The organism is Streptomyces yunnanensis (genome assembly GCF_029011865.1).
Taxonomy (GTDB): Bacteria; Actinomycetota; Actinomycetes; order Streptomycetales; family Streptomycetaceae; genus Streptomyces; species Streptomyces yunnanensis.
On record NZ_CP095749.1, the window covers coordinates 9,513,337 to 9,536,609 of the forward strand.

The following is a 23,273-nucleotide window of genomic DNA, read 5'->3' on the forward strand; positions in this document are numbered from 1 at the left end:
GGTGACACCACCGGGTTTCACGCCCGGAATCCCCTGTGATCCACGGCAAGCGCATCATGTGATTGCGCCGCCCATTCCCCTCTCTTTCCGGTGGCCGAATTACGCCCGATCGCACGGCCGTCGGTGGACTCTTTCGAAGGAGCCATGAAAAGTCATGAGTATCTCCCCGGGCGCCCTGTGCGGCGTCACTCTGTTTGTCGGCGGTCCGATCCAGCACGCCTTGGTACCCGGCGGAATGGCGACGCCGATTCGGGAATGCCTGAGTCGGACCATCGACCAGTCGCGGCAGGCCGGCGCCACCGTGCTGTCCGCGCACGTGGCGGAGCGGTTCGGCGCCGACACCGCCTCGTTCACCCCCGAAGAGGTGTCCGTGCGCGACTACGCGTGGATGTGCGAGTGCGATGTCTTCGTGCCGGTACTGCCGGTGCTCGACGGCACCCTGCTGCGCACGGACGGCACGCACATCGAGCTGGGGTGGGCCAGCGCACTGGGCCGCCCCATCGTGGGGATCACCGACCAACCCTTCGCCGAGTCGGCCAGTCACCTGCTCAAGGGGCTCGCCCAGGTCGCCGTCGCCACGTTCTTCTCCGCCGAAGAGATCGCCGCGGATCCGACACTGCTGGTCGACGGCGTGCTCGCGGCGCTGGGCCGGACGAGGACGGCGGTCTGACATGGCGACCGCGACACATCTGCTGGGGATGGACCTGGCCAATCCGGTCGTGGTCGGCTCCGGTCTGCTCACCGACCAGGAACGCAACATCCGCAGACTGCTGCATTCCGGCGCGGGCGCGGTGGTCACCAAGACCATCCACCCCAACCCGCCAACGGGCCTGGACGAGCGCATCATCCGCCTGCCCACCGGAATGATCAACAGCACCACCTACTCCAAACGGTCCGTCGACCACTGGGTGGGCATCCTGCACGACCTGGCACGGGACCGGCTCCCGGTCATCGCGTCGCTGCACGCCGACAGCCCTGCGGAACTGGCCGAGTTGGCGACCCGGGTGGAGGCAGCCGGCTGCCGCGCACTGGAGCTCGGCATCTCCTGCCTCAATGAGAAGGACGGTCTCGACGACGCTCCCGAGCGGGTGTACGCCTATACCTCGGCGGTCCGCGCCGCGACCCGGGTGCCGTTCTCGGTGAAGCTGGCCAGCGGCGAGGGCCTGCATGCCCGGGCACTGGCCGCCGCCCGAGCCGGCGCGGACGCGGTGACCATCAGCGACACCCTGCCCGCCGCCGCCGTGCACCCGGAGACCGGCGACCTCCGCCTCGGCGGTGTGTTCGGCTACTCGGGACCGGGCATCAAGCCGCTCGTACTGGCCTCACTGTGGAAGCTGCGCAGCGCCGGGTTCTCCCTGCCCTTGATGGGTTCCGGGGGCGTGCAGTCGGGCCGGGACGTCCACGACTATCTCGGGGTCGGCGCGGTGGCGGTCCAGGTCTACACCGCGCTGCACACCGACATGAACCTCACGCTCACCCGGATCGTGGCCGAGGCCACCGGACCGGGAAAGACCGACCACAGCTGCGAACCCGTCGTCGGAGCGGACCGGTCCGGGCAGGTGCGGTCATGACCTCCCGATCGACCGGGGCGCAACTATGGGACCTGAGCAGCGCCGAGATCCTGGCGGCCACCGCCGGGCGGACCGTGGTGTGGCCGGTGGGGTCCATCGAACAGCACGGCCCGCACCTGCCGCTGTCCGTGGACACGCTCCTGGCCGACGCCTTCGCCCGGCAGATCGCCAGCGAACTGAACGCCCTGACCCTGCCGGCGCAGTCCATCGCGGCGCGGTCGTTGCCGCAGAGCGGGGGAGGACTGGCCTTTCCCGGCACCGTCCATGTGCGCGGTCGGTCCCTGCTGGCCTTCCTGGAGGACGCACTGGAGTCCTTGTGCGCCCTGCCGTGGCGCCGGTTGCTGGTCGTCAACGGCCACTTCGAGAACGAGCCGTTCCTGTTCGAGGCCCTCGACGAGGTGGGCCGACGGCCGGTCGCCGCGGGCAAGGAGTTCGTCGCGCTGAGCTGGTGGAGCCTGGTCGACGCGGACTGGCTGGCGGGGCGGGTGCCGCTCTTCCCGGGGTGGCACGCCGAGCACGCGGGCATCACCGAGACCAGCCTGATGCTCCACCTCCGTCCGGACCTGGTCCGGCCCGCACGGCCCGACCACGCCGACCCGCCCCGCCCGGGCATCTACCTCCACCCCGTCGATGTGGACCGCACGACCAACCAAGGCGTCCTGTCGAGCACTTCGGACGCCACCGCCGCCCTGGGCGAGGAACTCTTCCGGCACGTGGTCTCGGCCGCGGTCGCCCTGATGTCCGAGGGCAAGGGACTGCTGCGCGAGGAGAAGACATGACCACACCCACCCTCTGCGTGTGCAACGCCGTCGACACGCTGTACGACTTCGCCGTCCGTGCCGACGACGTCGACGCGTTGCTGTCGGAGTGCTACGCCCAACAGGACCAGGCCCTGTTCTGGGGGCCGTTGGACAAGATGCTGATCACCTACGAACCGATCGGAGACCTGGACTGGCAGCGGAAGTTCCTGGGGCTCGACGGTGTGGTGAACCTCAGCCCGGCGGGCCGCACCGGCTCGCTGTTCGCCGACACGCTCGCCGACCCCGGACTGATGGCCGCCGTCGTCGCGCACGCGGGGCCGGGCCGCAGGCTCCGGCTGATCCCGCACACCACCACCACCGACCTGTGGCGGTTCGTCGAGGTCCTGCGCACCCGGCACGGCGTGGTGGTCGAGTTGCCGGAGAGCTCGCCACAGCAGGGCCTGCGCGATCTGTTGGACACCAAGACCGGCCTGCGCGACCTGGCCACCGACCTCGGCATGATCGACGGGCCCTGCCGCATCCCGCCCGGTACGCACTGCTCCGGGAAGCACGAGGTGCCCGAGGCGGTGCAGGGCATGCTCACGACAGGCATGCCGTGCATCGTCAAGGCGGACCGCGGCGAGGCGAGCCTCGGCCTGCTGATCTTCCGGCCGGGCGACGACGACATCACCGAGCGCCTGGCGGCGAGCACGTTCTACGACGAAGATCCGGTGGTGGTCGAGGAGTTCCTCGACGGCGACATCGGCTTCCCGTCCGTGGAGTACATGGTGCCCGCCGACGCCCCGCCCCACCTGTGCTACACCACCGACATGCTGTTCGAGGGCGCCACACACCTGCGCGGCAACGTCACCGCGCGGGAACTGCGTGACCGATGGTGGTACCGCCCGCTGACCGAGGGCGGACTCCGGCTGGCCGAGGAGATGCAACGGCGAGGCTACCGCGGGCGCTTCGGCATCGACTCGATCGCCCGCGACGGCGTCGTCTACATGCACGACCTCAACGCCCGCCGCACCGGGTCGAGCCATGTGCACGAATTCGGCGCGCACCTCATCGGCCCGGACTACCTCGACACCCACGCGGTCGGCAACTACGACTTCTACGGACTTCCGGCCGGGCTGGATCTGCCGGAAGTGCTGCGCCTGCTCGGACGGCTGGTGGCCTCGCCCCGACACGCCGACCGGGGAGTGGTTCCCACCGAGCTGACGGATCTGCCAACTGGCAGACTGAGCTGCATGTTCTACGCCTCAAGCCTGGCCGAGTTGCACGATCTGATCGTCGGAGCGAGGACGGCCCTGGGCCTCGACCGGTGACCAGCACGACGCCTGTGGTCGGAGCCCGGCGCTGGCTGGTGCTGGCCGTCGTGCTGTTGTGCTTCCTGCCCGCGGCCGTGGACGTCACCATCCTCACCATCACCGTCCCGACTCTCGCCCACGAACTGCACGCGTCCCCGCCCGAAGTGCTGTGGACAGTGGACGTGTACTCGCTCCTGATGGTCGGACTGGTGCTGGTCAGCGGTCCGTTGGGCGACCGTATCGGACACCAGCGGCTGCTGTTGGCCGGGTTGGTGGTCTTCAGCGCGGCCTCGGTACTGTGCGCGATGGCACCGGGGCCGCTGGCCCTGATCGGTGCCCGGGCACTGCTGGCGGTCGGCGCCTCGATGATCATCCCGGCCACGCTGGCGCTCATCCGGCAGACCTTCGGCGACGGACGCGACCACGCGGTGGCCATCGGGGCGTGGAGCGCGGTCGCCGCCGGAGCCTCGGCGCTGGGACCGGTGGTGGGCGGCTTCCTGCTCCAGCACTTCTGGTGGGGCTCGATCTTCCTGGTCAACCTGCCGATCGTGGCGCTGGCCCTGCCCGCGGTGGCGCTGCTGCTGCGCAACCAGGTCGAGTCCGCACGGCAACCCTGGGAAGCCACCTCGCCCCTCCTGTCGATCGTGGGGTTCCTGGGCTGCGCCTACACCATCATCGCCTTCACCCACGACGGCGTCGGCGCACTGGAGTTGGCCCTGCCGGGCGCCTTGGGCCTGACCGCACTGGTCCTGTTCGTGCGACGGCAGCAGCGCCTGCCGCACCCGATGCTGGACCTGTCCCTGTTCCGCCTGCCCGGACTGCGCGCCGGCGTGGTGGCCTCGGTGCTGCCGGTGCTGGTGATGGTCGGCTTCGAACTTCAACTGGTGCAGTACCTGCAGTTCGTCAAGGGACTGTCGGCGGAGGGCGCCGCACTGTATCTGATCCCGATGCCGGTGGCCGCGACGGTGGCGGGCCCGGTGGGCGGAATGGTCCTCTCCCGTCTGGGACGACCGCGGGTGGACGTGCCCGCCGGCCTGCTGCTCGCGGCGGCCGGCTACGTCCTGGTCGCCTCCGGCACGGTGGTCCCGCTCGGCCTGGCACTGATCGGGTTCGGTCATGGACTGGTCCAGATGGTCGCCTCGAACCTGATCATGGCCACCGCGCCCTCCTCCCAGGCGGGTGCCGCGGCGGGCATCGAGTCCGTCTCCTATGAGGCCGGCGCCGGCCTGGGCATCGCCATCTTCGGCACGGTCACCGCGGTGGCCTACCGATCGTCGCTCCCGCCGGGTGTGTCGACGTCCCCACTGGAAGCAGGCGACTCCCCGGAAACGGCTCGGGCCTTCGCCGAGGCGTTCCACACCACCACGTGGTTGGCCGCCGCCCTCACCCTGGCCACGGTCTTCCTGGCCACCCCGAAATCACCAGCAGCCCACACGTCGCCCGAGGCCGCCGAGTAACTGCTCGTTCCCGTCCGGGGCGCGGTGCTCCGGCCGGCGGCGGTCAGTCGTCGAGGCGGCGGAGGACCTGCCTGAACTCGCCGTTCTCGATCAGGCCGGTGAGGACCCGGGTCATGTTGCCGATGCCGGCGTCGCGGACGATCAGCCCGTCCGAGCACCAGAAGTAGCGGCCTCCCAGCGCCTCGCCGCTCGCGGCCCAGCGCCTCATCAGAACCTCGACCTCGGCGACGGTGAACAGGGTCGCACCCCACCGCGAGCCGTCCCGCAGCCGCACCTCGACGTCGACGTTGTGCACGGTCTCCGGGTTCTCACCGGCATCCGGCAGGAACGCGGCCTCGAACTGTTCCGTGCGGACGCGGTACCAGGGACCGTCCCAACCCTCCGGTGGTGTGCTCTCGCTCGTCTGACGAGTGTGCCAGGTCGGGGCCCGCCCACCTCGACCGCCCTGACCAGGCACGCTTCCGGGCGCGAACGACGACCGGTACCCGAGGACACCGGGCGGCCGGACCGGAGGAACCGGTCGGCCGCGCCGGCGACGAAGGAGTCCCGGGTTCTGCCGCGGGCCTGCCGCACTGCCCGGACGATGCCCGGGCCCCATCGCCGGGGGCTCAGGCGGCGAAGTCGTCGATCGCCTCGGCGAGGTCGTCCCCGGTCAGGGGCTGCTGCACGGCGCTGAGCAGTCGCGCCACGGCAGGCAGGGCGCTCTGCTGGTTGGCGAGAACCACGCTCACGTGGTCCCGGTCCGGTATGAGGACCATGGCGGACCGGTAGCCGGGAAGCCGTCCGTTGAGATACATCTGGCCCGACAGCCCCAGTGCCCACCCGAGCCCGTAGGTCATGGGGTCGTCGGATCGGGTGCGCGGCCGACGGATCTCCTCCAGGAGGTCCCGGTCGGCGAGCAGGCCCTCGCCGACGGCCAGCAGCTCCGACACCGACGACCACAGGCCCCCGCTGGGCCGACGGGTGCGCGGGTAGCGCAGCGGCGGGAGTTCGGTCGTGCCGTCCCACCCGGTGACGGACGCCGGCGAGGTCCCGAAGCCGGTTCGTGCCAGGCCCCACGGGGTGAGGAGCCGCGCCTGCAACGCGCTCTCGTACGTCGTGCCGCTCAGGGCCGCAAGGATTGAACCGGCCAGGAAGTAGTTGCCGTTGTAGTAGGACCACCGTGCGCCGGGCTCCCGCTCGTTCCCGGCGCGGACCACGAGCCGGGCGGCTTCCAGCAGCCCGCCGTCCCCGTCGCCCAGCGCCGCCGCGGTCGCTCCGTCCACCGATTCGCGCAGCCCCGACACCTGACCCAGGATCTGCTCGACGGTGAGGCTCGGGTCGGCCCGCCAGTCCGGTGCCAGGTCGGGGAGCAGTTCGATGACGGGGGTGTCCAACGCGATGCCCTGCTCCCGCAGTGCGCGGACCAGCGTCGTGGAGGTGAAGACCTTCGTCAACGACGCGATCCGGAAACACGAATCCGCCGTGACCGCGACCGGCCCGTGGGTGGCCGTGGTGCGTGCGCCCGCCGTGGAGGCGCCTGCCACCATCGCCGGGACATCGCGAAGACCTGTCTGCTCTGCCATCAACTCATCAAGATTCACAGTGCGCATGGTATTGACAGCGTTCCGGACCGACGGACGCGGTATCACCGGCCAGGAGAACGCCCCGGGTGGCGGATCCGGAGGCAGGTGAACCGGAGGAGCCGGGAAGGCGCGCTCGACGATGCAGCCGGTCTCTCCGAACTAGGCGTCCACGTCGGGCCGTTGTGGTGGCCACCCCTGGGTGGGGTCCTCGGCGAGCAAGGGCCGGAGCGCGCCGAGCAGCGCGCCGATGCAGCTGTCGCGGAGCTCGGTGCGGGTGCAGGTCTCGCGGGTGAGCCAGTCGACGCAGAGGACCTGGACGAAGACCAGCCAGCTCTTCAGGACGGCGGAGACCGCCTCGCGGGCGCTCTCCCGGGCAAGCGGGACCACGGCCAGCAGCCGGGTACGGAGTGCGTCCAACTCGTTCGTCATGATCGACTGGATCACCGGGTCGCCCGCCAGGACCCGGTTGACGGCGAGGACGGCCTGACGGTTGGCGATGAAGTAGTCGAGGTGGACGTCCATCCCCTGGATGAGCTGCTCCACCAGGGAGTCGGCGGGGTCGAGCCGGGTGTCGGCGAGCAGTTGGTCCGCCGCCTGTTGGTAGACGACCGCGAAGAGGGCGTGCTTGCTGGGGAAGTGGCGGTAGAGCAGGGCCCGGGAGACACCGGCCTCTTTGGCGACGTCCTCCATCAGCACCTCGTCGTACGGGCGCGCGGCGAAGAGCTGCGCTCCGACGGTGAGGAGCTGGGCGCGGCGGTCGGCGGGGCTCAGTCGTTGGCGGGGAGACACGAACGCAGACTACTTGACATGTGTCTACTAGCGCACCCAATCTAGTAGACACATGTCAACTAAGGCTCCACCGAAACGGGTTGGGAGGGGTCATGGCAAGAACTCTGCGGGTACTCACGCAACTGTCGGGCTGGGCCTGCGTGCTGATCGGCCTGTACCACGTACTGCTCGGCAACGCGGCGATCCCCGGGGCGGGTTCCGCCGGCACGACGGTCGACAGCTGGGGCCGGTTCATGGGGGCCAGCTTCGTCGGCTACGGGCTGGCCTGGCTCTGGGCCGCGCGGCAGCGGCCCATTCCGGCTCAGGCAGTGCGGTGGCTGGCCGGCGTCCTCCTGTTGGGCGGCGCGGGGCGGCTGCTCTCGCTCGCCCTGTACGGCTGGCCGCACTGGTTCCAGATCCCGCTGGCGGTGATCGAACTCGTCCTGCCGCCGGTCTTCTTCTGGCTGGCAGCCGCGGAGGAACGAGCGCTGCACGGCGGCGCGGAGACCGTGCCCGCCGGACGGTGAACGGTGTGTGCCACACGGTGCTCGGGTTCTCCAGCGGCCCCTTCCGGTGGAACATCTCTTCAGGTTCTGCCGCCACTCGGGCATCGCTACGGTGAGTGCATGAGCCGTCGCGAAGTGGGCGATTACATCAGCCGGATCCTCAAGTCCGCCACCAAGTCGTGGCATGACGACCAGGAGACCGTGGCATGTGATCGCTGCTGCACTCCCCTTCAGTTCACCGGTCGGGAGCGGCAGTCGATCGTGGAAGTCCGGTCCCACTGCCCCAAATGCACGGGGGGAGTGGACCTGCACCCACCACAGAGGGAGTGAGGGGGCGGCGGCCGGGCGCGTCCACCCCCCCTGGCCCTGGCCCTGGCGCGGTGTCGCGGTCGGTTGGTCAGTCGTCGTGGAGGAGACGTCGGGCGCAGGGGTCTGCGTGTGTACTGCGGGACTCGGGGTCGAAGAGGGCGGCGTGACGCAGGTGTTCGGCGAGTGAGGCGACGGCCGTCGAGGCGGCATGGTCCCGCACGCCCCAGGCCAGCAGGTGGTGGCGGCGGGCCCAGGGGTCCTGGAGTGCGCATACCTCAAGTGGCTGGTCGGGGTCGATGACGGGCCGCGGTACGACGGCGAGTCCGACGCCGGCGGCGGCGAGGGCCACGAGGACGTTGAGGTTGGCGACGGTGGTGCGGTAGCGCACCACCGGGGCGTGCGGCACGAGGTGTCGCTCGATCCAACGGCGCAGCGAGGAATCGGCGTTGAGCCCGATCAGCGGGTGCTCGGCGACCTCGCTGTAGGCCAGCGCGGTCCGCCCGGCCAGGATGCCGCCGGCCTGGCCGATCACCACGAGGGAGTCGTCGCCGAGCGGCTCCATGTGCAGGCCGCAGTCGCGGGTCTCGTCGTCCAGGACCACCCCCAGGTCGGCCTCCCCGTCGGCGAGCATCCGCACGGTCTGGGGGGTACGGCTCTCGGACACCGTGACGTCGACGTCCGGGTGTGCGCGGAGGAACGAGACGAGGGCTCGGGGGACGAGCCGGTGCATCGCGGAGCCGCCGCCCAACAGGACCAGGGGAGCGGTGGGGGAGCGGGTGTAGCTCGCGACGGCGCTTTCCAGTCGCGCGGTCTGGGCGAGCACGTCCCGTGCGTGCCGCGCCAGGGTCGTCCCGGCGGGTGTGGGCCGCACACCCCGCCGGCCGCGGATCAGCAGCGGCACACCGGCGTGGTGTTCCAGGGAGCGGACTCTGGCGCTGGCCGAGGGCAGGCTCAGGTGCATCCGGTGGGCGCCCGCCGTGATCGACCCCTCGGTCACGATGTGGAGGAAGAGCCGCAGGTCGTCCAGGTCGTAGCGCATCGTCTCAGCCTACGGCGCAGCCTTAGGCTGGGTACGCCGATTACGCATTGTGGACGCGCTGGCCACGGGGCGATGCTCGGGGCTGTGATCAATACTTTGCTCGTTCTTCTGACCGGCGTCGCTGCCGGGGCCCTGAACGCCATCGGCGGTGGGGGCACGTTCGTCGCGCTGCCCGCTCTGGTCGCGTTCGGCCTGCCACCGGTGACCGCGAACGCGTTGTCCCGGGTCGCCCTCGTGCCGGGCGCGGTGGCCAGCGCATGGGTCTACCGACGCGAACTCACCCCGGTCGGAGGGGCGTCCACGAAGGCGCTGACGGTGGTCAGCATGGTCGGCGGTGGCGTCGGCGCCGGCCTGTTGATGGCACTGCCGGCATCGTCGTTCGACGCCGCGGCGCCCTGGCTGCTCGCCACCGCCACCCTGATCCTCGCCTTCGGACGCCGCCTCCCGCAGGCGCTGAGCGCCCTGTTGGGCCGCCCGGTCAGCATGAGCTCCCGAGCCGTCCTGATCGGTCAGTTCTTCCTCGCCATGTACGGCGGATACTTCGGCGGTGCCGTAGGTATCACGATGCTGGCGCTGTGGAGCATCGGACTCGGACTCGACGCCGCGGCCAGCAACCCGATGCGGGTCGTGCAGCTCGCGGCCGTCTTCCTCAGCGCGGGCATACTGTTCCTCTTCGCCTCGGACATACTGAGCGCTCCGCTCATCCTCGCGGCCATGCTGATCGGCGCGGTGTTCGGCGGCTGGGCCGGCGCCCACCTCGCCCGCCGGCTGTCCGCCGCGCTGCTGCGGGGCATCATCCTGGCCATCGCCGTGATCATGACGGTCATGTACTTCCTGCGCGGCTGACCACGCGAGGAGCGTCTGACCCGCTCGGAGGAGAGAGATGGTCGTCCCACCGTCGTCCGGCACACCATCCGCCGGCGTCCGGGTACAGCGGCACCTCGCCGTGCGTGCTCTGGTCCTCGCGCTCCTGCTCGGCCTCACGGGCGAGGTGCTGCTGACCGTTCTCGTCGTGCTCGTCGGGATCGGGCTCCTGGTGCTCATGACGGAGTGAGCAGGGGACCGCCGGCCCGAGGGGAAGGCGGTCGCCCGCGGCGTACCCGGGTGTCTCAGAGCACCAGTTCCTCCACTTCGGCCGAGACCGGTTCGAAGCGCACCGGCAGGCTGCTGATCCCGGTCAGGAGGTTGGAGTAGATCCGGTGGACCGGCCCGGAGATCTCGAATCCGGTGGTGAAGTCGCGGAGCGCGAGCAGCATTTCGGAGATCTCCACCCTCGCCAGGTACGCGCCGATGCAGTAGTGCGGGCCGTGTCCGAAGGCGATGTGCTTGTTCGGCGACCGGTCGATGAGGAACCGGTCCGGGTCGGCGAAGACCCGCTCGTCACGGTTGCCCGAGACGTTCCACACCGTCACCACGTCGCCCGCCGGAACCGGGGTGCCGTGGATCTCCGTGTCCTGTACGACGGTCCGGCCGAAGTGCATGGTCGGTGAGGCCCAGCGCAGCACCTCTTCGGTTGCCTGCTTGGCGGACACCTCGCCGCTCTTGAACGCGGCCCACTGGTCCGGATTGGCGCTGAAGCTGTGCACGGCGTCGATCATCGCCAGGCGACTGGTCGCGTCCCCGCCGAGGATCAGGCTGTAGCAGTTCAGGACGATCTCGTCCTCGCTGAGCGGTTCGCCGTCGATGGTGCTGTTGGCCAGCACGCTGACCACGTCGTCCTGTGGTGCGATGCGGCGCTCTTCCACCAGGCCGAGGAAGTACTGCAGGATGTTGTTGCGGGCGGCGTCGGCCGCCTCGGAGTACTCGCCCTGGTCGTCCGAGCTGATGGCGGACTTGGTCAGGGTGAGCAGGTAGTCCCGGTCCTGAGGGGGAATGCCGAGCAGATCGCAGATGGTGGCCATCGGGATCTTGCTCGCGACCTCCAGCGCGAAGTCGCATCCGCCGCGGTCCACCGCGGCGGCCAGCAGCGTCCGGGTGGTCCGGCGGACATGCTCGCCGATCCGGCTCAGCACACGAGGCGAGAACGCCTGGAGCAGCACGTTGCGCAGCTCCTTGTGCCGGTGCCCGTCGGTCACCGGCACCATCAGGCCGGCCGCCGAGTCGCCTTCGCCGAGCAGGGTGATCAGGACGTTGCCGCGCTCCGAGGTGAAGGTGGTGTTGTCCCGGTAGAGGGCGACGATGTCGTCGTAGCGGCTGAGCACCCAGAAGCCGGGGCTGTTCCCGACCGCGGGATGCCGGTAGAGGGGCCGGCTCGCCCGCAGGGTGCGCCAGTAGTCGCTCAGGTCGTGGTCCGCGAACGTCTGGGGGTCCCCCAGATTCACCCGGGACAGGTCGTCCGGTGTGGCGCGGCGGGGCAGGTCTTCCACGGGCTTGACCTCCAGTTCGAACCGGTGGGGCGGATCAGAGGGCGAAGGACCGGGTTCGTGACAGCCGGGGGTCGCCCGGCCGCAGGAACAGCGCGCGGTTCTTCGTGTCGAGGACGACGGCGCAGACGGTGCGCTCCCGACGGATGTTGCCGTCGTCGCCGACGCAGATCGGTGGTTGGGAGAGCAGCGCGAAGTGCTCCTCGGGATGCGCGTTCGCGGGCAGGGCCCGCAGGCCGGTCTCGGCTGCCCGGAGCCGGCGGAGCGAGGAGTTGCGGGCGAAGACGTTCAGCTCGTCCCGGGTGGTGAAGTCCGGGGCGAGGAAGTGGTTGGTGTGCACCGACTCCTGCCCCGTCGTCACCCGGTACTCGTCGCCGATGACCTCCACCCAGGCGGTGGTGGCGGCGTCGGCGAGGACGAGGGTGCGGGAGCTGGCCAGGGGAAGCGCACGCAGTACCGCGATGGCCGACTCCACCGACGTCGCGGTGTCGAGGAGGTGGCGGATGGCCAGGTACGGCGGGACGCCCGGACCCCAGCGCCCGCCGAGGACCAGGTTCAAACCCACGGCCAGGCCATGGGAGTTGACGCCGAGGTAGCCGAGCAGCCCGGCGAAGCTCAGCACCAGGGCCCGGCGGTCGCCGTGGCCGACTTCGAGCACCGCGATCCGGTCGTCGAGATTCCCGTTGAGGTCCACGGTCTGCGCCAGCACCCCCGGCCGGGCGTAGGTGGTGCAGTCGCCTCGGGCGGGGATCCGCTGGTAGCCCATGATCTCGCGCCGCAGTTGCAGCAGGGTGGCCTCGTCCAGGGTCAGCCCCGCGCCGGCCGCGAGTCCGGTGATCTCGTCGGCCAGGTGGGGCGTCGCACGGGCGATCTCCGCCCGGTGGGCGGCGAGGGTGCCGGACAGCCCGGCGACCGACACGGCGGTGGGCAGCAGGTGGTTGAGCCGGGCGACGCCGTCGTCGAGGAAGTCGCGCAGCTGCTCCTTGAGGGCGGCGCCGTGCGCGAAGCCGGCGGCGTACGGCTCGCCGTGGGCGATGACGTGCGCCACCGGCAGGGGCGTTGTCACCGCGCGGCCACCCGGGCGGTCAGCCGCTCGCGCACCGAGGGCCATTCGCCGCGCAGGACGCTGTAGTAGACGGCGTCGCGGCGGGTACCGTCCGGCATCGGGTTGAAGCTGCGCAGGATGCCTTCCTCGGTGGCGCCGATGTTCCGCAGGGCGCGGCGGGCCTGCTCGTTGCGCTGGTCGGTCTTGAACTCCACCCGCTCGGCGCCCAGCCGTTCGAAGGCGTTGTGCAGCAGCAGGAGTTTGGCGTGGCGGTTGATTCCCGCGCCGCGGAAGTCCCGGCCGAGCCAGGACCAGCCGATCTCCAGCCGGCGGTCGGCTTCCGACAGGTTTCCGTAGCTCATCGACCCGGCGGTGCGGCCGGTGGTCAGGTCGGTGATGTGGAAGACGACGCGCCGGCCGGCGGCATGGTCGGCGATCATGGTGTCGAAGAAGGTCTCGAAGGACGCCTCATCGGTGACCAGCGCGACGAAGTAGCGCCAAATGGCCGGGTCCATGGCCACCGACCGGATGCCCTCCCGGTCGGTGGTGGTGATCGGCCGCAGGCGGACGACGCCGTCGTCCAGGACGGTCGCGGCGCGTTCGTGCCAGTTCATCTGGATGCCTCCGTGGTCGCTCCGCCGCTCGGGGCGGAGTGGGGTGCCTCCCGCTCGCGGGGGAGAGGGACTCGCGCGGAGCAGGGCAGGGACAGCCGTTCCGCCGTCGAGGCGGAACGGTGTCCACTGCCAACTGCCCACAGAAAAATACAAGTTGACGTGCGGGTGGATGGTGGTGAGGGGGCAGGTGACGTCGCGTTCGGTGGTTCACCGGGGTGCGGACATCGCCGCGGTGCGGCTCAGTGCACCTCGGCGTGCCGGGACAGTGCGGTGACGACCTGCCCGAGGGTGCGCATCGCGGCGAGGTCGTGTTCGGTGAAGTGGTGCAGCCCGACCTGGACCCGGTCGCACACCGAGGTCAGGAACAGCACCTTGTTCAGCGAGGTGAGGCCGAGGTGTTCGAGATCCGCGTCGGGGTCGATGGCCTCGGGCGGCAGGTCCTGCGGCAGGACCTGGGCCAACGCGGAGCGGGCCGCCGTTTCGATCGCGTCAGGCACGAATTCCCTCCTCGGGGTCGACGACGAGGCCGCGGTACCGCGCCTCGATCTCCTTGCGACGGGGCTTGAACTGGGAGCTGAGCAGCCCGTTGTCGATGGTGAACCGCTCCGCCAGAACGGCCTTGGCGAGCTGTTCGTCGTGGTCGAGGGCGGCGTTGGCCTCCTGCAGCGCCGCCGCGACCAGCGCGGTGTCCATCGGGTACGTGCTGGGGGAGACGATGGCGACGAGCTGCCGCTGGGACGGGTTGGTCACCACGCAGTCCTCGATCGCCGGATGGGTCTTGAGGCGTTCCTCGATCCGCCGCACGACGATCTTCTTGCCGTTCTCCAGCACGATCACGTCGTCGGCCCGGCCGTGCACGAACAGATAGCCGTCCTCGTCGAGATGGCCGACGTCACCTGTGCGCACGACCCCGCCGGGCCGGAACATCTTCTCCGAGTCGCCCGCTTCCGCGTGCTCGTAGCGGGTGGCCACCGGATGTTCGCTGCGGACGTGGATCACGCCGTCCGCGTCGATGAGGACCTCCTTTCCCGGCAGCACCCGGCCGACACTGCCCGGCCGGTGCCCGCCGGGATGGTTCTTGGTCACGATGCAGGTTTCGTTGAGCCCGTAGCCCTCGAAGATCGGCAACCCGGCTTCGGTGAAGTACCGCAGGGTGGCCGGGTTCGCGGGCGCCGAGCCGGTCCAGAGGTAGCGGATCCGGTCGCCGAAGACCTCGGTGGCCAGGTCGGCGGGCGGGGCCCCGGTGCGGGCGGTGCCGGCCTGCATGTGGGTGCGCACCGTCTCGTAGAAGCCGGGCACGCCCATCACCACCGTCGGCCGCGTCGTGCGCAGGGTGGCGAACGCCGCTTCGTAGGTGCTGATCGTCAAGTCGTGGCCGAACACGAGCGCCGAGTACACCCAGTAGCGCTGCTGGAGCAGGGAGAGCGGGAGGAAGACGAAGAGGTCGTCGCCGGGGCCGTGGGCGAAGATCTCCTGCACCGCGGCGAGCGAGCTGTCGATGCTTCCCGCACTGGCCAGCAGCGACTTGGCGGGGCCGCTGCTGCCGGAGGTGAACTTCAGCGCCGGGGCCTCGCCGGGTTCCCACGGCACCGTCGGCAGCTCCGCCTTCACGGGGGCGAGCCCGCGCAGCTCGGTGATCGGGCGCACCCGCTCGGCCGTCTCGTGCTGGTCGGTGAAGAGCACCGCGAGGCCGTAGCGGGCGGCGAGTTCGGCCCCGGTCGAGTCGAACTTGCCCGGGTCGAATCCGGCGGTCACCGCCTTGATCCGCAGTGCGGCCAGATCGAGCAGCACCCACTCCAGCGAGTTCGCCGCGAGGACGCCGATCCGGTCGCCCGGCCGGACGCCCAGGTCGAGCAGGTGCCCGGCGACCCGGCCCGACATCTCCCAGACCTCGGTCAGGTCCCATGACTCCAGGGCACCGAGCCGGGCCACGGAAAGGCGGTTGCCCGGCTTAGGGGGACCGCTGATCACCTGGTTGACGACGCTCATGCGGCCCGTCCGATCCGCGCGGCCATGGCCCGCACCGTGTTGAGCCGGACCAGCTCCGAGAGGGGAATGGTGACCTTGTACCGCTTGCGCACCCCGGCCAGGATGCGTGCCGCGGCGAGCGAGTCGGCGCCGAGTTCGGTCAGCGGGGTCAGCGCGTCCACCTCGGGCAGCTTGAGCACGCCCGCCCACAGCTCGGCCAGTTCCTGTTCGACGCCCTCCGCCAGTGCGGTGTCGCCGGACGGGGCGGGCTCGGCGGGGAGCGCCTCGGCCGTGGCCAGCTGCGACCGGTCGACCTTGCCGTTCGCGGTCAGTGGCAGGTGCTCGTGCCACACCACGGCGGACGGCACCATGTACGCGGGCAGTTGCTCGTGCAGCGCCGCGCGCAGCGCGTCCTCCAGGCGTCGCCGCTCGCCGTCGGGCACCGGATGATCCCCCTCGCCCGGCACCAGGTGCGCGACCAACTGGTCGCCGTGGCTGCCGGGCCGGCGGACCACCACCGCCTGCCGGACGCCGGGCAGCGCGACCAGGCGCGTCTCGATCTCGCCCGGTTCGATGCGGTAGCCGTTGAGCTTGATCTGGAAGTCCGCGCGGCCGAGGATGTCGATCTCCCCGGACGGCAGATAGCGACCGCGGTCGCCGGTGCGGTACAGCCGCACCCCCCGACGCCGGTCGTGGTGGAACTTCTCGCCGGTCGCCCGCTCGTCCTTCCAGTACCCGCGGGCCAGGCCGGTGCCCGCGGCGAAGATCTCGCCGGGTACCCAGTCCGGCAGGTCCAGGCCGTCCTCGTCGAGTACGTACGCCGTGTTGTTGTCGTTGGGCCGCCCGTAGGGAATCGGCTGCGAGCCGTCGTCGTCCGGACCGATCGGGTGGACGACGTTCCAGATCGTCGTCTCGGTCGGACCGCCGAGCGCGACCACGTCGAGATCCGGCAGGCTCGCGCGCAGCGCCGCCGGGAGTTCCGCCGGGATCCGGTCGCCGCTCATCATCACCAACCGCAGGTCGGCGAGGGGCGCGAGGCCGTCCGCGCGTGCCTGGTCGTGCAGCAGCGTCACGATCTGCGGCACCGAGTTCCACACCGTGACCCTTCCGCGCTCGCACATCGCCAGCCAGTGCGCGGGGTCGGCGGCCCGGTCGTGGTCGGGCATGACCAGCGCGGCACCGACGGAGAGCGCCCCGAACACGTCGTAGACGGAGAGGTCGAAGCTGAACGCGCTGATCGCGAACAGCCGGTCGTGCGGACCGACGCCGAAACGGCGGCTGCAGTCCGCGACGACGTTGGCCACGCTGCGGTGGCTGACCATGACGCCCTTGGGCGTGCCGGCCGTGCCCGATGTCGGCAGTACGTAGGCGAGGTCGTCGGGGTTCGCCCCGGGGAGGGGGGAGGGGGCCGGCCCGTCGCCGGGTGCGGTGTCGCGGTCCAGCGCCAGCACCGGGCGGCGGTCGGCCGGGTCGCTCCAGCCGGCGTTGGTGAGCACGCACCGCACCTCGCCGCCGTCGAGCAGCTCCTGCTGCCGGCGCGCGGGCAGATCGGCGTCGACGGGCAGATAGGCCGCGCCCGCCAGGAGGGTGCCCATGATGCCGACGATCTGCTCGGGGCCCCGCGTCATGACCAGGCCGACGAGCTCCTCACGGCCCACGCCGTGGTCGCGCAGCCAGGTCGCCACGGCACAGGCCCGCCGATACAGCTCGGCGTAGCTGAGCTCACCGGTCGAGGTGATCACCGCCGGCGCCCGGGGAGCGCGGCGCACCTGGGCGGCGAACGGCGCGTGCAGCAGCTCCAGCGGCCGTGGCCGCTCGGTGTCGTTGGCGGCGCCTCGGCGCGCCCGCTGGTCGGCGGGGAGCAGGTCGAACCAGTGGTTGTGCCACTCACCGCCGTCGGCGAGCCGGTCGAGCAGGCGCTGGTACCCCTGCGCCAGATCGTCCAGCAGGCCCGGTGGGAACAGCTCGTCGACGCCGTCGAGTTGGACGACCACGCCGCCGTGCTGCTCCATGGCGAACACGTTCAGCCAGGTCTGCGGTGTCTGGCTGACGGTGTGCACCTCGGGCCCGAACAGCTCCAGCGCGGAACCGTCCACGTCCGCGAGCGGATAGCCGATGGCGCTGTTGAAGGTGAACGGCATGCGTGGCTGCCCGCCGCTGCGCAGGCCCAGTTCCCGCAGCACCTCGACGCCGGAGAAGTGGCGGTTGTCCACGTCGGTGCGCAGCCGCTCCTGGAGTGCCTTGGCCCGCTCGGCGAACGGCACGCCGCGGTCCAGCTCGGCCGAGACGAGGACCGGGTCGCTGTACTGCCCGATCGACTCCAGGATGCGGGGGTGGATCGGCGGCCGGTTGGCCACCGTGGTGGTCAGCGTGAACCGCGGGCCGGCGCCCCAGCACGCCAGCGTCTCGGCATAGGCGGCGAACAACAGCCCGGACGGGGTGACACCGGCCGCGGCGGCGTGTTCCTTGAGGACCGTCCAGCGGGGCGCCGGCACCCGCACGACCCGCTGGGTGAAGCGCGGTGTGGTGATCGCGGAGGGGCTCTTGGCCAGCGGGAGTTCCGGGTGCCCGTACAAGGTGCCGCTCTCCAGCCGCTCCAGCCAGTACGCCTTGGCCCGGGCGTAGGGCCTGCGGGTACGGGCGGCCTCCAGCGCGGTCACATAGGACTCGAAGGAGGCTTCCTCGTCGACCGGTGGCCGCTCCTGCCGGTAGTGCGCCCACCACTCGCGGAAGAACAGGAACATGCTGATCCCGTCCATGACCAGGCCGTCGTGCCCGACATGCAGCAGCATGCGGTCCCCGGCCAGCAGCGACACCTCGGCCGCCAGCAGCGGGGCCTGGACGGTCGGCAGCATCCGGTGGGTCCAGCGCGCGCGTTGCGCGGCCAGTCCGGTCCCGTCGTCGTCCCGCAGGTCGACCTGGTCGATGCGGACCCGCACCGGCGGCTGCCGGACCTGGGTCTGTGCCGGGGTGAACCGGGAGCGCAGGCAGTCGTGCCGCGTGACCACGGCGTCGAGCGCGTCCTGGAGCCGGTCGACGTCCCAGCGCCCCTCGATCTCGTGGTAGACGTAACTGGCCACGTTGCCCAGCTCGAACACCTCGTCACGGCCGGCGAGATAGCCCCGTTGCAACGGCGTCAGCGCGAACCCGGGGTCCGGGGTGAGATGGGCCAACAGCTCGGCCTTGACGGCCTTGATCCGGCCGACGAGATCGGCGTCCACGCGCTCGCGCGGCCCCTGCAGCCGCAGGTCCTGGCCGGCCGCGACGAGGTTCAGACCGCGGGCGCCGACCTCCTCCAACACCGCCAGGTAGTCGCTCATCGGGCCACCTCCTGGGCCAGGTCGCGGCCGAGCGTGCCGATGTTCCGCTCGGAGAGCAGCTCCGCCATCGGTATGTCGAGGTCCAGTCGTTCCAGGATCTGGTACTGCACCGCGACCGCCTGCAACGAGGACGCGCCGAGTTCGAGCAGGGTCTTGTCGGCCACCACGGCCTCCGCGGGCAGGCCGAGCGTCGTGCGGACCAGGTCGGCGAGCCAGGGCAGCGGGTCCGGTGCCACCTCCGCCGGCTGCGCGGAGGTCGGCTCGGCGGCGAAGAACACCTGCCCGCTCAGGTCCACTTCGGTCCCGGCCGGAACCAGGTCCACGGTGGTGGGCCAGGCCGGCTCGCGCTCGCCGAGCAGCGCGGCGAGGCGCCCGGCGAAGCGCGGCATGACCGGTGTGGCGACCCTGGACAGCAGCCGGGCCGCGGCGACTTCCAACGCCATCGCCGTACGGTTCTCCGACTGCCAGCCGGCCGCGTCGGCGAGCCCCGCCTCACGCCCGGCGAACGCCCGCGCGTCGGTGACGATGCCCTCCAGCTCGGCGGTGGCCGCCCGCAGGGAGAACCCGTCCTGGCCCAGGTGCGCCGTCACGGCCGCCAGGCGCCTGCCGAGCCGGGCGTAGAACGCGGTGTGCTCGGGCGTCCAGGTCCCGGCGTCCGGCACCACACCGCCGTAGCGCGCCTTCAGCCGCCGGTCGAGGTCGTCGAGCCAGCCCTGCCAGCCCTCGATCAGCACCTCGCGCACGGTCGCGGTGTAGGCGTCCCGCTCGAAGTTGGTGCGCTCGCCCTCCGGGCGCGTACGGGAGAGGTAGAACCGCACCGCGTCCACCGTCTCCGGGCACAGCAGGTCCTTGCCCCACACCGCGTGCCGCCGGCTGGTGGAGAACTTCTGGTCGTCCAGCAGATAGAACTCGTTGACGTGGTAGTCGATGTCCGGCTGCCAGTGCGGGAACGCCAGCTGGTACAGCACCGGGTAGAGGATCGCGTGGTAGAAGCTGTTGTCGTAGCCGAAGAAGTGGACGATCTTCCAGTCCTGCTCCGGCTTGTGCGCCTGCCACTGCTCGCCGATCCGGGCGCCGAGCTGTCCGATGCCGTGCAGGAAGCCGTACGACATCTCCGGCCACACCCAGATCACCTGGTCATCGGCGTCCCGCGGGGGGACGCCCCACTGCGCGGGGTGGGTCAGCGGCAGATCGAAGGTCTCCCGGGCGAAGACCCGTTGGGCCAGTTCGCGCAGCCGGGCGGGGACCCGGCCGAGTTGGTGGTGCCGGGCGACGTCCTCGCGGAACTCGTGCAGCGCCAGCGCGTGCCGGGCCAGACCCTCGGCCCGCACCGTGTCCGAGTGCCGGCTCCGTGCCTCGACGAGGTCGGCGACGGTGTTGGGCTCGCCGCACTCCTCGCAGATGTTGCCGTTGGTGCCGGCCTCGCAGGACGGGCAGGTACCGGACACATCGACCTCGTAGAGGTAGCGGCCGGTCTTCCCGTCGAACAGCGCCGGCAGTTCGCGCCGGGCCACCTGGCCGGACGTCTCCAACGCGGCGAAGAAGTCGCGCAGGCCCTGACGGTATCCGGCGTCCGTGCGGGTCACCGTGAACTGGTCGGGCCGGATGTCCATCGACTCCAGCGTCCTGGCGATCTCGGCGCCGTAGTGCGCGGCGACCTGCTCGGGAGTGCTCCCCTCCTGCGCCGCCTTGGCAACCACATAGCTCTGGTGGTCGTCGCTGCCGGTCAGATGCCAGGCCCGCACCCCGTTCATGCGCTGGAACCGGACGAACGCGTCCGCGCCGAGGTACGGCCCGGACAGGTGCCCCAGGTGCAGGTCGCCGTTGGGGGTCGGCGGGGTGGAGAAGACGAACACCGGACGCTCCCCGAAACGCCGCCGGTCGGGACGCGCGGCCACCTCGCCGGCGTGCCGGGGCTCGCGCCAGTAGCAGGTCACGAACACCACGTCGCCGTCACCGGTGTTGTCGATCACGTGGGTCTCGAACGGGTCGAACTTGACGACGGTGCCCGGGCCCACCGGATGGCGCGCCCCGTCCACCACGATCTCGCCGGTGCCGGACACGATGACGAACATCTCGATCTCGTCGTGCTGGTGCGGCTCGGAGCGCCCGCCCGGCGGCACCCGGCCCCACCCCGCACCCAACCCGGCGACACCGGGCAGGTCGATCGTGCTCATGTCGATCCCGAAGGCATCGCTGAGCGTCGCGGGGTCGAAGGTGTCGATTCTCAACGCAGACTCCCCTTCACACTCTGGTCGATCAACTGGACCGCCTCGGCGGCGATGGCCGGGGCGAGGCGATATCCGGATCCGTTGGCCGCGCCTGCGAACACCACCCGGCCGTCCGGGTCGAGCCGGCGCAGCAAGGGCTGCCGGGACGTGCTGTAGGCGTCGCAGAAGACGCGACCGGTCGTGCAGCGCGAGGCGAGCGAGGGCGCGTAGCGGCCCAGGCATGCGCGGGCCTGCTCCACGTCGTGCGCGGCCAGACCGACGCCGACCCGGTCGGGATCGACGTCCCAGTCCTGACAGGTGTAGCTGAACAGCCAGTGCCCGCGGTAGGCCAGCGGGAGCAGGAAGGCGTCCTCGTCGTGGAAGACGACCGCCCGGTCCTTCTCGTCCGCGGGGTGCTCGATGTGCAGGGCGACGATCCGCTTGACCCGGGCTCCCAGCGGCGCCACCCGCTCGGCCCACGCGGGCTCGCCCAGCCACGGTCCCGGCGCCAACACCACCCGGTCGACCGTCAACCGCTCACCCGTGCCGAGTCCGAGCCGCACACCGCCCTCGTCGGGCTCCAACGCGGTGACCCGGACCCCCTCGCGCACGTCGACGCGCGGGCGCAACTCGCAGACCAGTGCCTGGACCAGGCGGTGCACATCGGCGTACTGCGCGCCCGGGACGTCCCACACCGACGTACTCGGTGGTACGCGGACCTCGGCGCCACAGGCGTCGAGCGCGGCCGGGGCGTCGTCCCGGCGGACCGGTCGGGCGTAGATCCTCTCCAACTCGTCGCGGTCGGCCCGCGACACCAGCGACATGCCGACCGGGTGGATCGGCACGCCGGGCCGGTCGGCCCTGAGCTTCTCGTAGAACTCCTGGCTGTATTCCGACATGCGGCGCACGCGCTCGGTCGTGCCGCGGGGGAAGTGCAGTCCGGCCGAGCGTCTGCTGGCGCCGCAGCCCACCTGATCCCGGTCCAGGAGCAGCACCGTGCTCGCCGGGTGCTCGTGGACGATCCGTCGGGCCACCAGGCAGCCGATGATGCCGCCACCGATCACCGCGACCGTGCCCAGACTCATCTCACACCCTCCCTCGCAACTCGCCCTCCTCGCTGCCTTCGTCCGCCCATGCGACGAAGGAGGAGAGTTGTTCTTCCCGCTGCACACCGCGCAGACGGTCGACGATGCGCTGGCTGCGCCACGCCAGCAGGCTCAGGTTCTTGTCGGCGAGACCGCGTTGGGCGGGGGTCGCGTTCTGGACGAAGATGTTGCGGTCCGGCGGGCCGTCCCAGCGCACCGCGAAGTCCCGGTCCACCTGGTACTCGCCGTTGTCGCACTCCAGCCGGTCGGTCAGGGGCGCCAGCAGGTCCAGCAGTCCGGAGCGGAAGCCGGTGGACCAGACGATCACGTCGGCGGTCACGCGCTGCGGCTGGTCGGGGCGGTCGCTGTTGACCACCGTCAGCTCCCAGCCCGCACCGGCCCTGGCCACGCGGGTGATCTCACGGTTCGGGTACAGCCGGACCAGGCCGGGCGAGCGCGCGATGAACCGGTGGTGGTAGATGCGCTGGTATATCGCGCGCAGCGTCGGCTCGGAGATGCCGTCGCTGGACAGGACGTTCTCCTGGTTGATCCGCTCACGGGTCGCGCGTTCCAGGCCGTAGAAGTACTCCGAATAGCACGGCATGTAGTAGTCGTTGGTGAACGGCGAGTCGTCGATCGGCAGGAAGTTGCGGCGTCGGGAGAACCACGAGACCCGGCTGGGCAGTTGGTCGCCCTCGCGGGAGATCAGGTCGAGGTACGCCTCGGCGCCCGACTGCCCGCCGCCCACCACCACGACGCGCTTGCCGCCGAGGTCGACGGCCCGCTCGACGAAGTCGCACACATGGAACTGGCTGCGGGAGTGCCCGGCTTGTGCGGCCGGCGGGATCCAGGGCCGGTTGCCGACGCCCACGGCGATGTTGTCCGCGGTCAGCACCCGCTCGTCGGTGTGCACCCGGAAGACACCGTCGAAGTCGATCGACTGCACCTCCTCCCCGAAGACGATGTTCTTCATCCGCCAGCTCGCCCACTCCAGGTAGTTGCGGAACTCCGCTCGCGGCACGGCGTCGAACTGGGCGTTGACGAAGTGGTAGATCCGCCCTTGGTCGTGCAGGTAGTTGAGGAAGGAGAACTTGCTGGTCGGATCGGCCAGGCTGACCAGGTCCTTGAGCATCGTGACCTGGAGTGTGGTGCCGGGGATCTGCTGACCGTCGTGCCAGCTGAAGGCTTCCTTGCGGTCGAGGAACAGGCTCGGCAGGTCGCGGTGCGGACAGAGCAGCGCGGCCAGGCTGAGGTTGGCCGGTCCGACACCGATGCCGAGCACACTGTGGTGGTTGTTGTCGATCATGGTGCGTCGCCCCCGTTTCCGGTCAAGGACTTCGTGAGTCCGGTGGCGCTCCCGCTGGCGTGTGGGGAGGACGGCCGACGGAGCGCCGGGCAGG

General features: G+C 70.9%; 21 protein-coding genes. 8 read left to right on the plus strand and 13 right to left on the minus strand.

What is annotated here, in order from left to right:
• The first annotated feature begins 154 nt into the window (after positions 1-154).
• Genes MOV08_RS41910 through MOV08_RS41930 form a run of 5 tightly spaced genes read left to right on the plus strand, consistent with a single transcriptional unit; the run spans position 155 to position 5,081 of the window.
• Complete coding sequence (locus tag MOV08_RS41910; protein ID WP_052287259.1) at positions 155-670, plus strand: TIR domain-containing protein; 516 nt, start codon at positions 155-157, stop codon at positions 668-670.
• A gap of 1 nt (position 671) precedes the next feature.
• The gene (locus MOV08_RS41915) at positions 672-1,571 is read left to right on the plus strand and encodes a beta/alpha barrel domain-containing protein (protein WP_039639491.1); all 900 of its coding nucleotides are present in this window, start codon (positions 672-674) and stop codon (positions 1,569-1,571) included.
• Positions 1,568-2,350: a creatininase family protein gene (locus MOV08_RS41920; protein ID WP_275311423.1), complete on the plus strand. Its 783-nt coding sequence runs from the start codon at positions 1,568-1,570 to the stop codon at positions 2,348-2,350. Before MOV08_RS41915 ends, MOV08_RS41920 begins: the two co-directional genes overlap by 4 nt.
• Positions 2,347-3,642: an ATP-grasp domain-containing protein gene (locus tag MOV08_RS41925; protein WP_275311424.1), complete on the plus strand. Its 1,296-nt coding sequence runs from the start codon at positions 2,347-2,349 to the stop codon at positions 3,640-3,642. The genes MOV08_RS41920 and MOV08_RS41925 overlap by 4 nt, the downstream gene beginning before the upstream one ends.
• Entirely contained in the window at positions 3,639-5,081 is a 1,443-nt protein-coding gene (locus tag MOV08_RS41930; RefSeq protein WP_052287260.1) for an MFS transporter, read from the plus strand. Before MOV08_RS41925 ends, MOV08_RS41930 begins: the two co-directional genes overlap by 4 nt.
• A 43-nt stretch (positions 5,082-5,124) precedes the next feature.
• On the opposite strand, the gene MOV08_RS41935 is transcribed toward MOV08_RS41930, so the two are convergent.
• The 3 genes from MOV08_RS41935 to MOV08_RS41945 all read right to left on the minus strand — a co-directional run bounded on the left by MOV08_RS41935 (position 5,125) and on the right by MOV08_RS41945 (position 7,435).
• Entirely contained in the window at positions 5,125-5,538 is a 414-nt protein-coding gene (locus MOV08_RS41935; RefSeq protein WP_275311425.1) for a hypothetical protein, read from the minus strand.
• A gap of 151 nt (positions 5,539-5,689) precedes the next feature.
• Entirely contained in the window at positions 5,690-6,646 is a 957-nt protein-coding gene (locus MOV08_RS41940) for a serine hydrolase domain-containing protein (RefSeq protein ID WP_275311426.1), read from the minus strand.
• A 159-nt stretch (positions 6,647-6,805) separates the two neighbouring features.
• Complete coding sequence (locus MOV08_RS41945; RefSeq protein ID WP_275311427.1) at positions 6,806-7,435, minus strand: TetR/AcrR family transcriptional regulator; 630 nt, start codon at positions 7,433-7,435, stop codon at positions 6,806-6,808.
• A 92-nt stretch (positions 7,436-7,527) separates the two neighbouring features.
• Between MOV08_RS41945 and MOV08_RS41950 the strand changes: the two genes are divergently transcribed.
• Complete coding sequence (locus MOV08_RS41950) at positions 7,528-7,941, plus strand: DUF4345 domain-containing protein (RefSeq protein WP_039639500.1); 414 nt, start codon at positions 7,528-7,530, stop codon at positions 7,939-7,941.
• 376 nt (positions 7,942-8,317) lie between these two features.
• Here the strand turns inward: MOV08_RS41950 and MOV08_RS41955 are convergent, their stop codons facing one another.
• The gene (locus MOV08_RS41955; RefSeq protein ID WP_275311428.1) at positions 8,318-9,268 is read right to left on the minus strand and encodes a LysR family transcriptional regulator; all 951 of its coding nucleotides are present in this window, start codon (positions 9,266-9,268) and stop codon (positions 8,318-8,320) included.
• An 84-nt stretch (positions 9,269-9,352) separates the two neighbouring features.
• On the opposite strand from MOV08_RS41955, the gene MOV08_RS41960 reads away from it, so the two are divergent.
• Both MOV08_RS41960 and MOV08_RS41965 read left to right on the plus strand, forming a co-directional pair.
• Complete coding sequence (locus MOV08_RS41960; protein ID WP_107080504.1) at positions 9,353-10,114, plus strand: sulfite exporter TauE/SafE family protein; 762 nt, start codon at positions 9,353-9,355, stop codon at positions 10,112-10,114.
• Positions 10,115-10,151: 37 nt separating this feature from the next.
• Complete coding sequence (locus MOV08_RS41965) at positions 10,152-10,322, plus strand: hypothetical protein (RefSeq protein WP_275311429.1); 171 nt, start codon at positions 10,152-10,154, stop codon at positions 10,320-10,322.
• Positions 10,323-10,377: 55 nt separating this feature from the next.
• Here MOV08_RS41965 and MOV08_RS41970 read toward each other — a convergent pair whose 3' ends face one another.
• The 9 genes from MOV08_RS41970 to MOV08_RS42010 all read right to left on the minus strand — a co-directional run bounded on the left by MOV08_RS41970 (position 10,378) and on the right by MOV08_RS42010 (position 23,179).
• On the minus strand, positions 10,378-11,634 hold the full coding sequence (locus MOV08_RS41970; RefSeq protein WP_275311430.1) for a cytochrome P450: 1,257 nt from the start codon (positions 11,632-11,634) through the stop codon (positions 10,378-10,380).
• A 34-nt stretch (positions 11,635-11,668) separates the two neighbouring features.
• Entirely contained in the window at positions 11,669-12,697 is a 1,029-nt protein-coding gene (locus MOV08_RS41975) for a C45 family autoproteolytic acyltransferase/hydrolase (protein ID WP_275311431.1), read from the minus strand.
• Entirely contained in the window at positions 12,694-13,290 is a 597-nt protein-coding gene (locus tag MOV08_RS41980; protein ID WP_275311432.1) for a GNAT family N-acetyltransferase, read from the minus strand. The genes MOV08_RS41975 and MOV08_RS41980 overlap by 4 nt, the downstream gene beginning before the upstream one ends.
• A gap of 239 nt (positions 13,291-13,529) precedes the next feature.
• Positions 13,530-13,787, minus strand: a complete 258-nt coding sequence (locus MOV08_RS41985; protein WP_039639508.1) for an acyl carrier protein — start codon at positions 13,785-13,787, stop codon at positions 13,530-13,532.
• Positions 13,780-15,279 (minus strand): AMP-binding protein, encoded by a 1,500-nt coding sequence (locus MOV08_RS41990; protein ID WP_275311433.1) that lies wholly within the window; start codon positions 15,277-15,279, stop codon positions 13,780-13,782. Before MOV08_RS41990 ends, MOV08_RS41985 begins: the two co-directional genes overlap by 8 nt.
• Positions 15,276-18,578: a non-ribosomal peptide synthetase gene (locus MOV08_RS41995; RefSeq protein WP_275311434.1), complete on the minus strand. Its 3,303-nt coding sequence runs from the start codon at positions 18,576-18,578 to the stop codon at positions 15,276-15,278. The genes MOV08_RS41990 and MOV08_RS41995 overlap by 4 nt, the downstream gene beginning before the upstream one ends.
• Positions 18,575-20,809, minus strand: coding sequence for a class I tRNA ligase family protein (locus MOV08_RS42000; protein WP_275311435.1), 2,235 nt, complete (start codon positions 20,807-20,809; stop codon positions 18,575-18,577). Before MOV08_RS42000 ends, MOV08_RS41995 begins: the two co-directional genes overlap by 4 nt.
• The gene (locus tag MOV08_RS42005; RefSeq protein ID WP_275311436.1) at positions 20,806-21,873 is read right to left on the minus strand and encodes an NAD(P)/FAD-dependent oxidoreductase; all 1,068 of its coding nucleotides are present in this window, start codon (positions 21,871-21,873) and stop codon (positions 20,806-20,808) included. The genes MOV08_RS42000 and MOV08_RS42005 overlap by 4 nt, the downstream gene beginning before the upstream one ends.
• Before the next feature lies 1 nt (position 21,874).
• Entirely contained in the window at positions 21,875-23,179 is a 1,305-nt protein-coding gene (locus MOV08_RS42010) for a lysine N(6)-hydroxylase/L-ornithine N(5)-oxygenase family protein (RefSeq protein WP_039639516.1), read from the minus strand.
• Positions 23,180-23,273 lie beyond the last annotated feature (94 nt).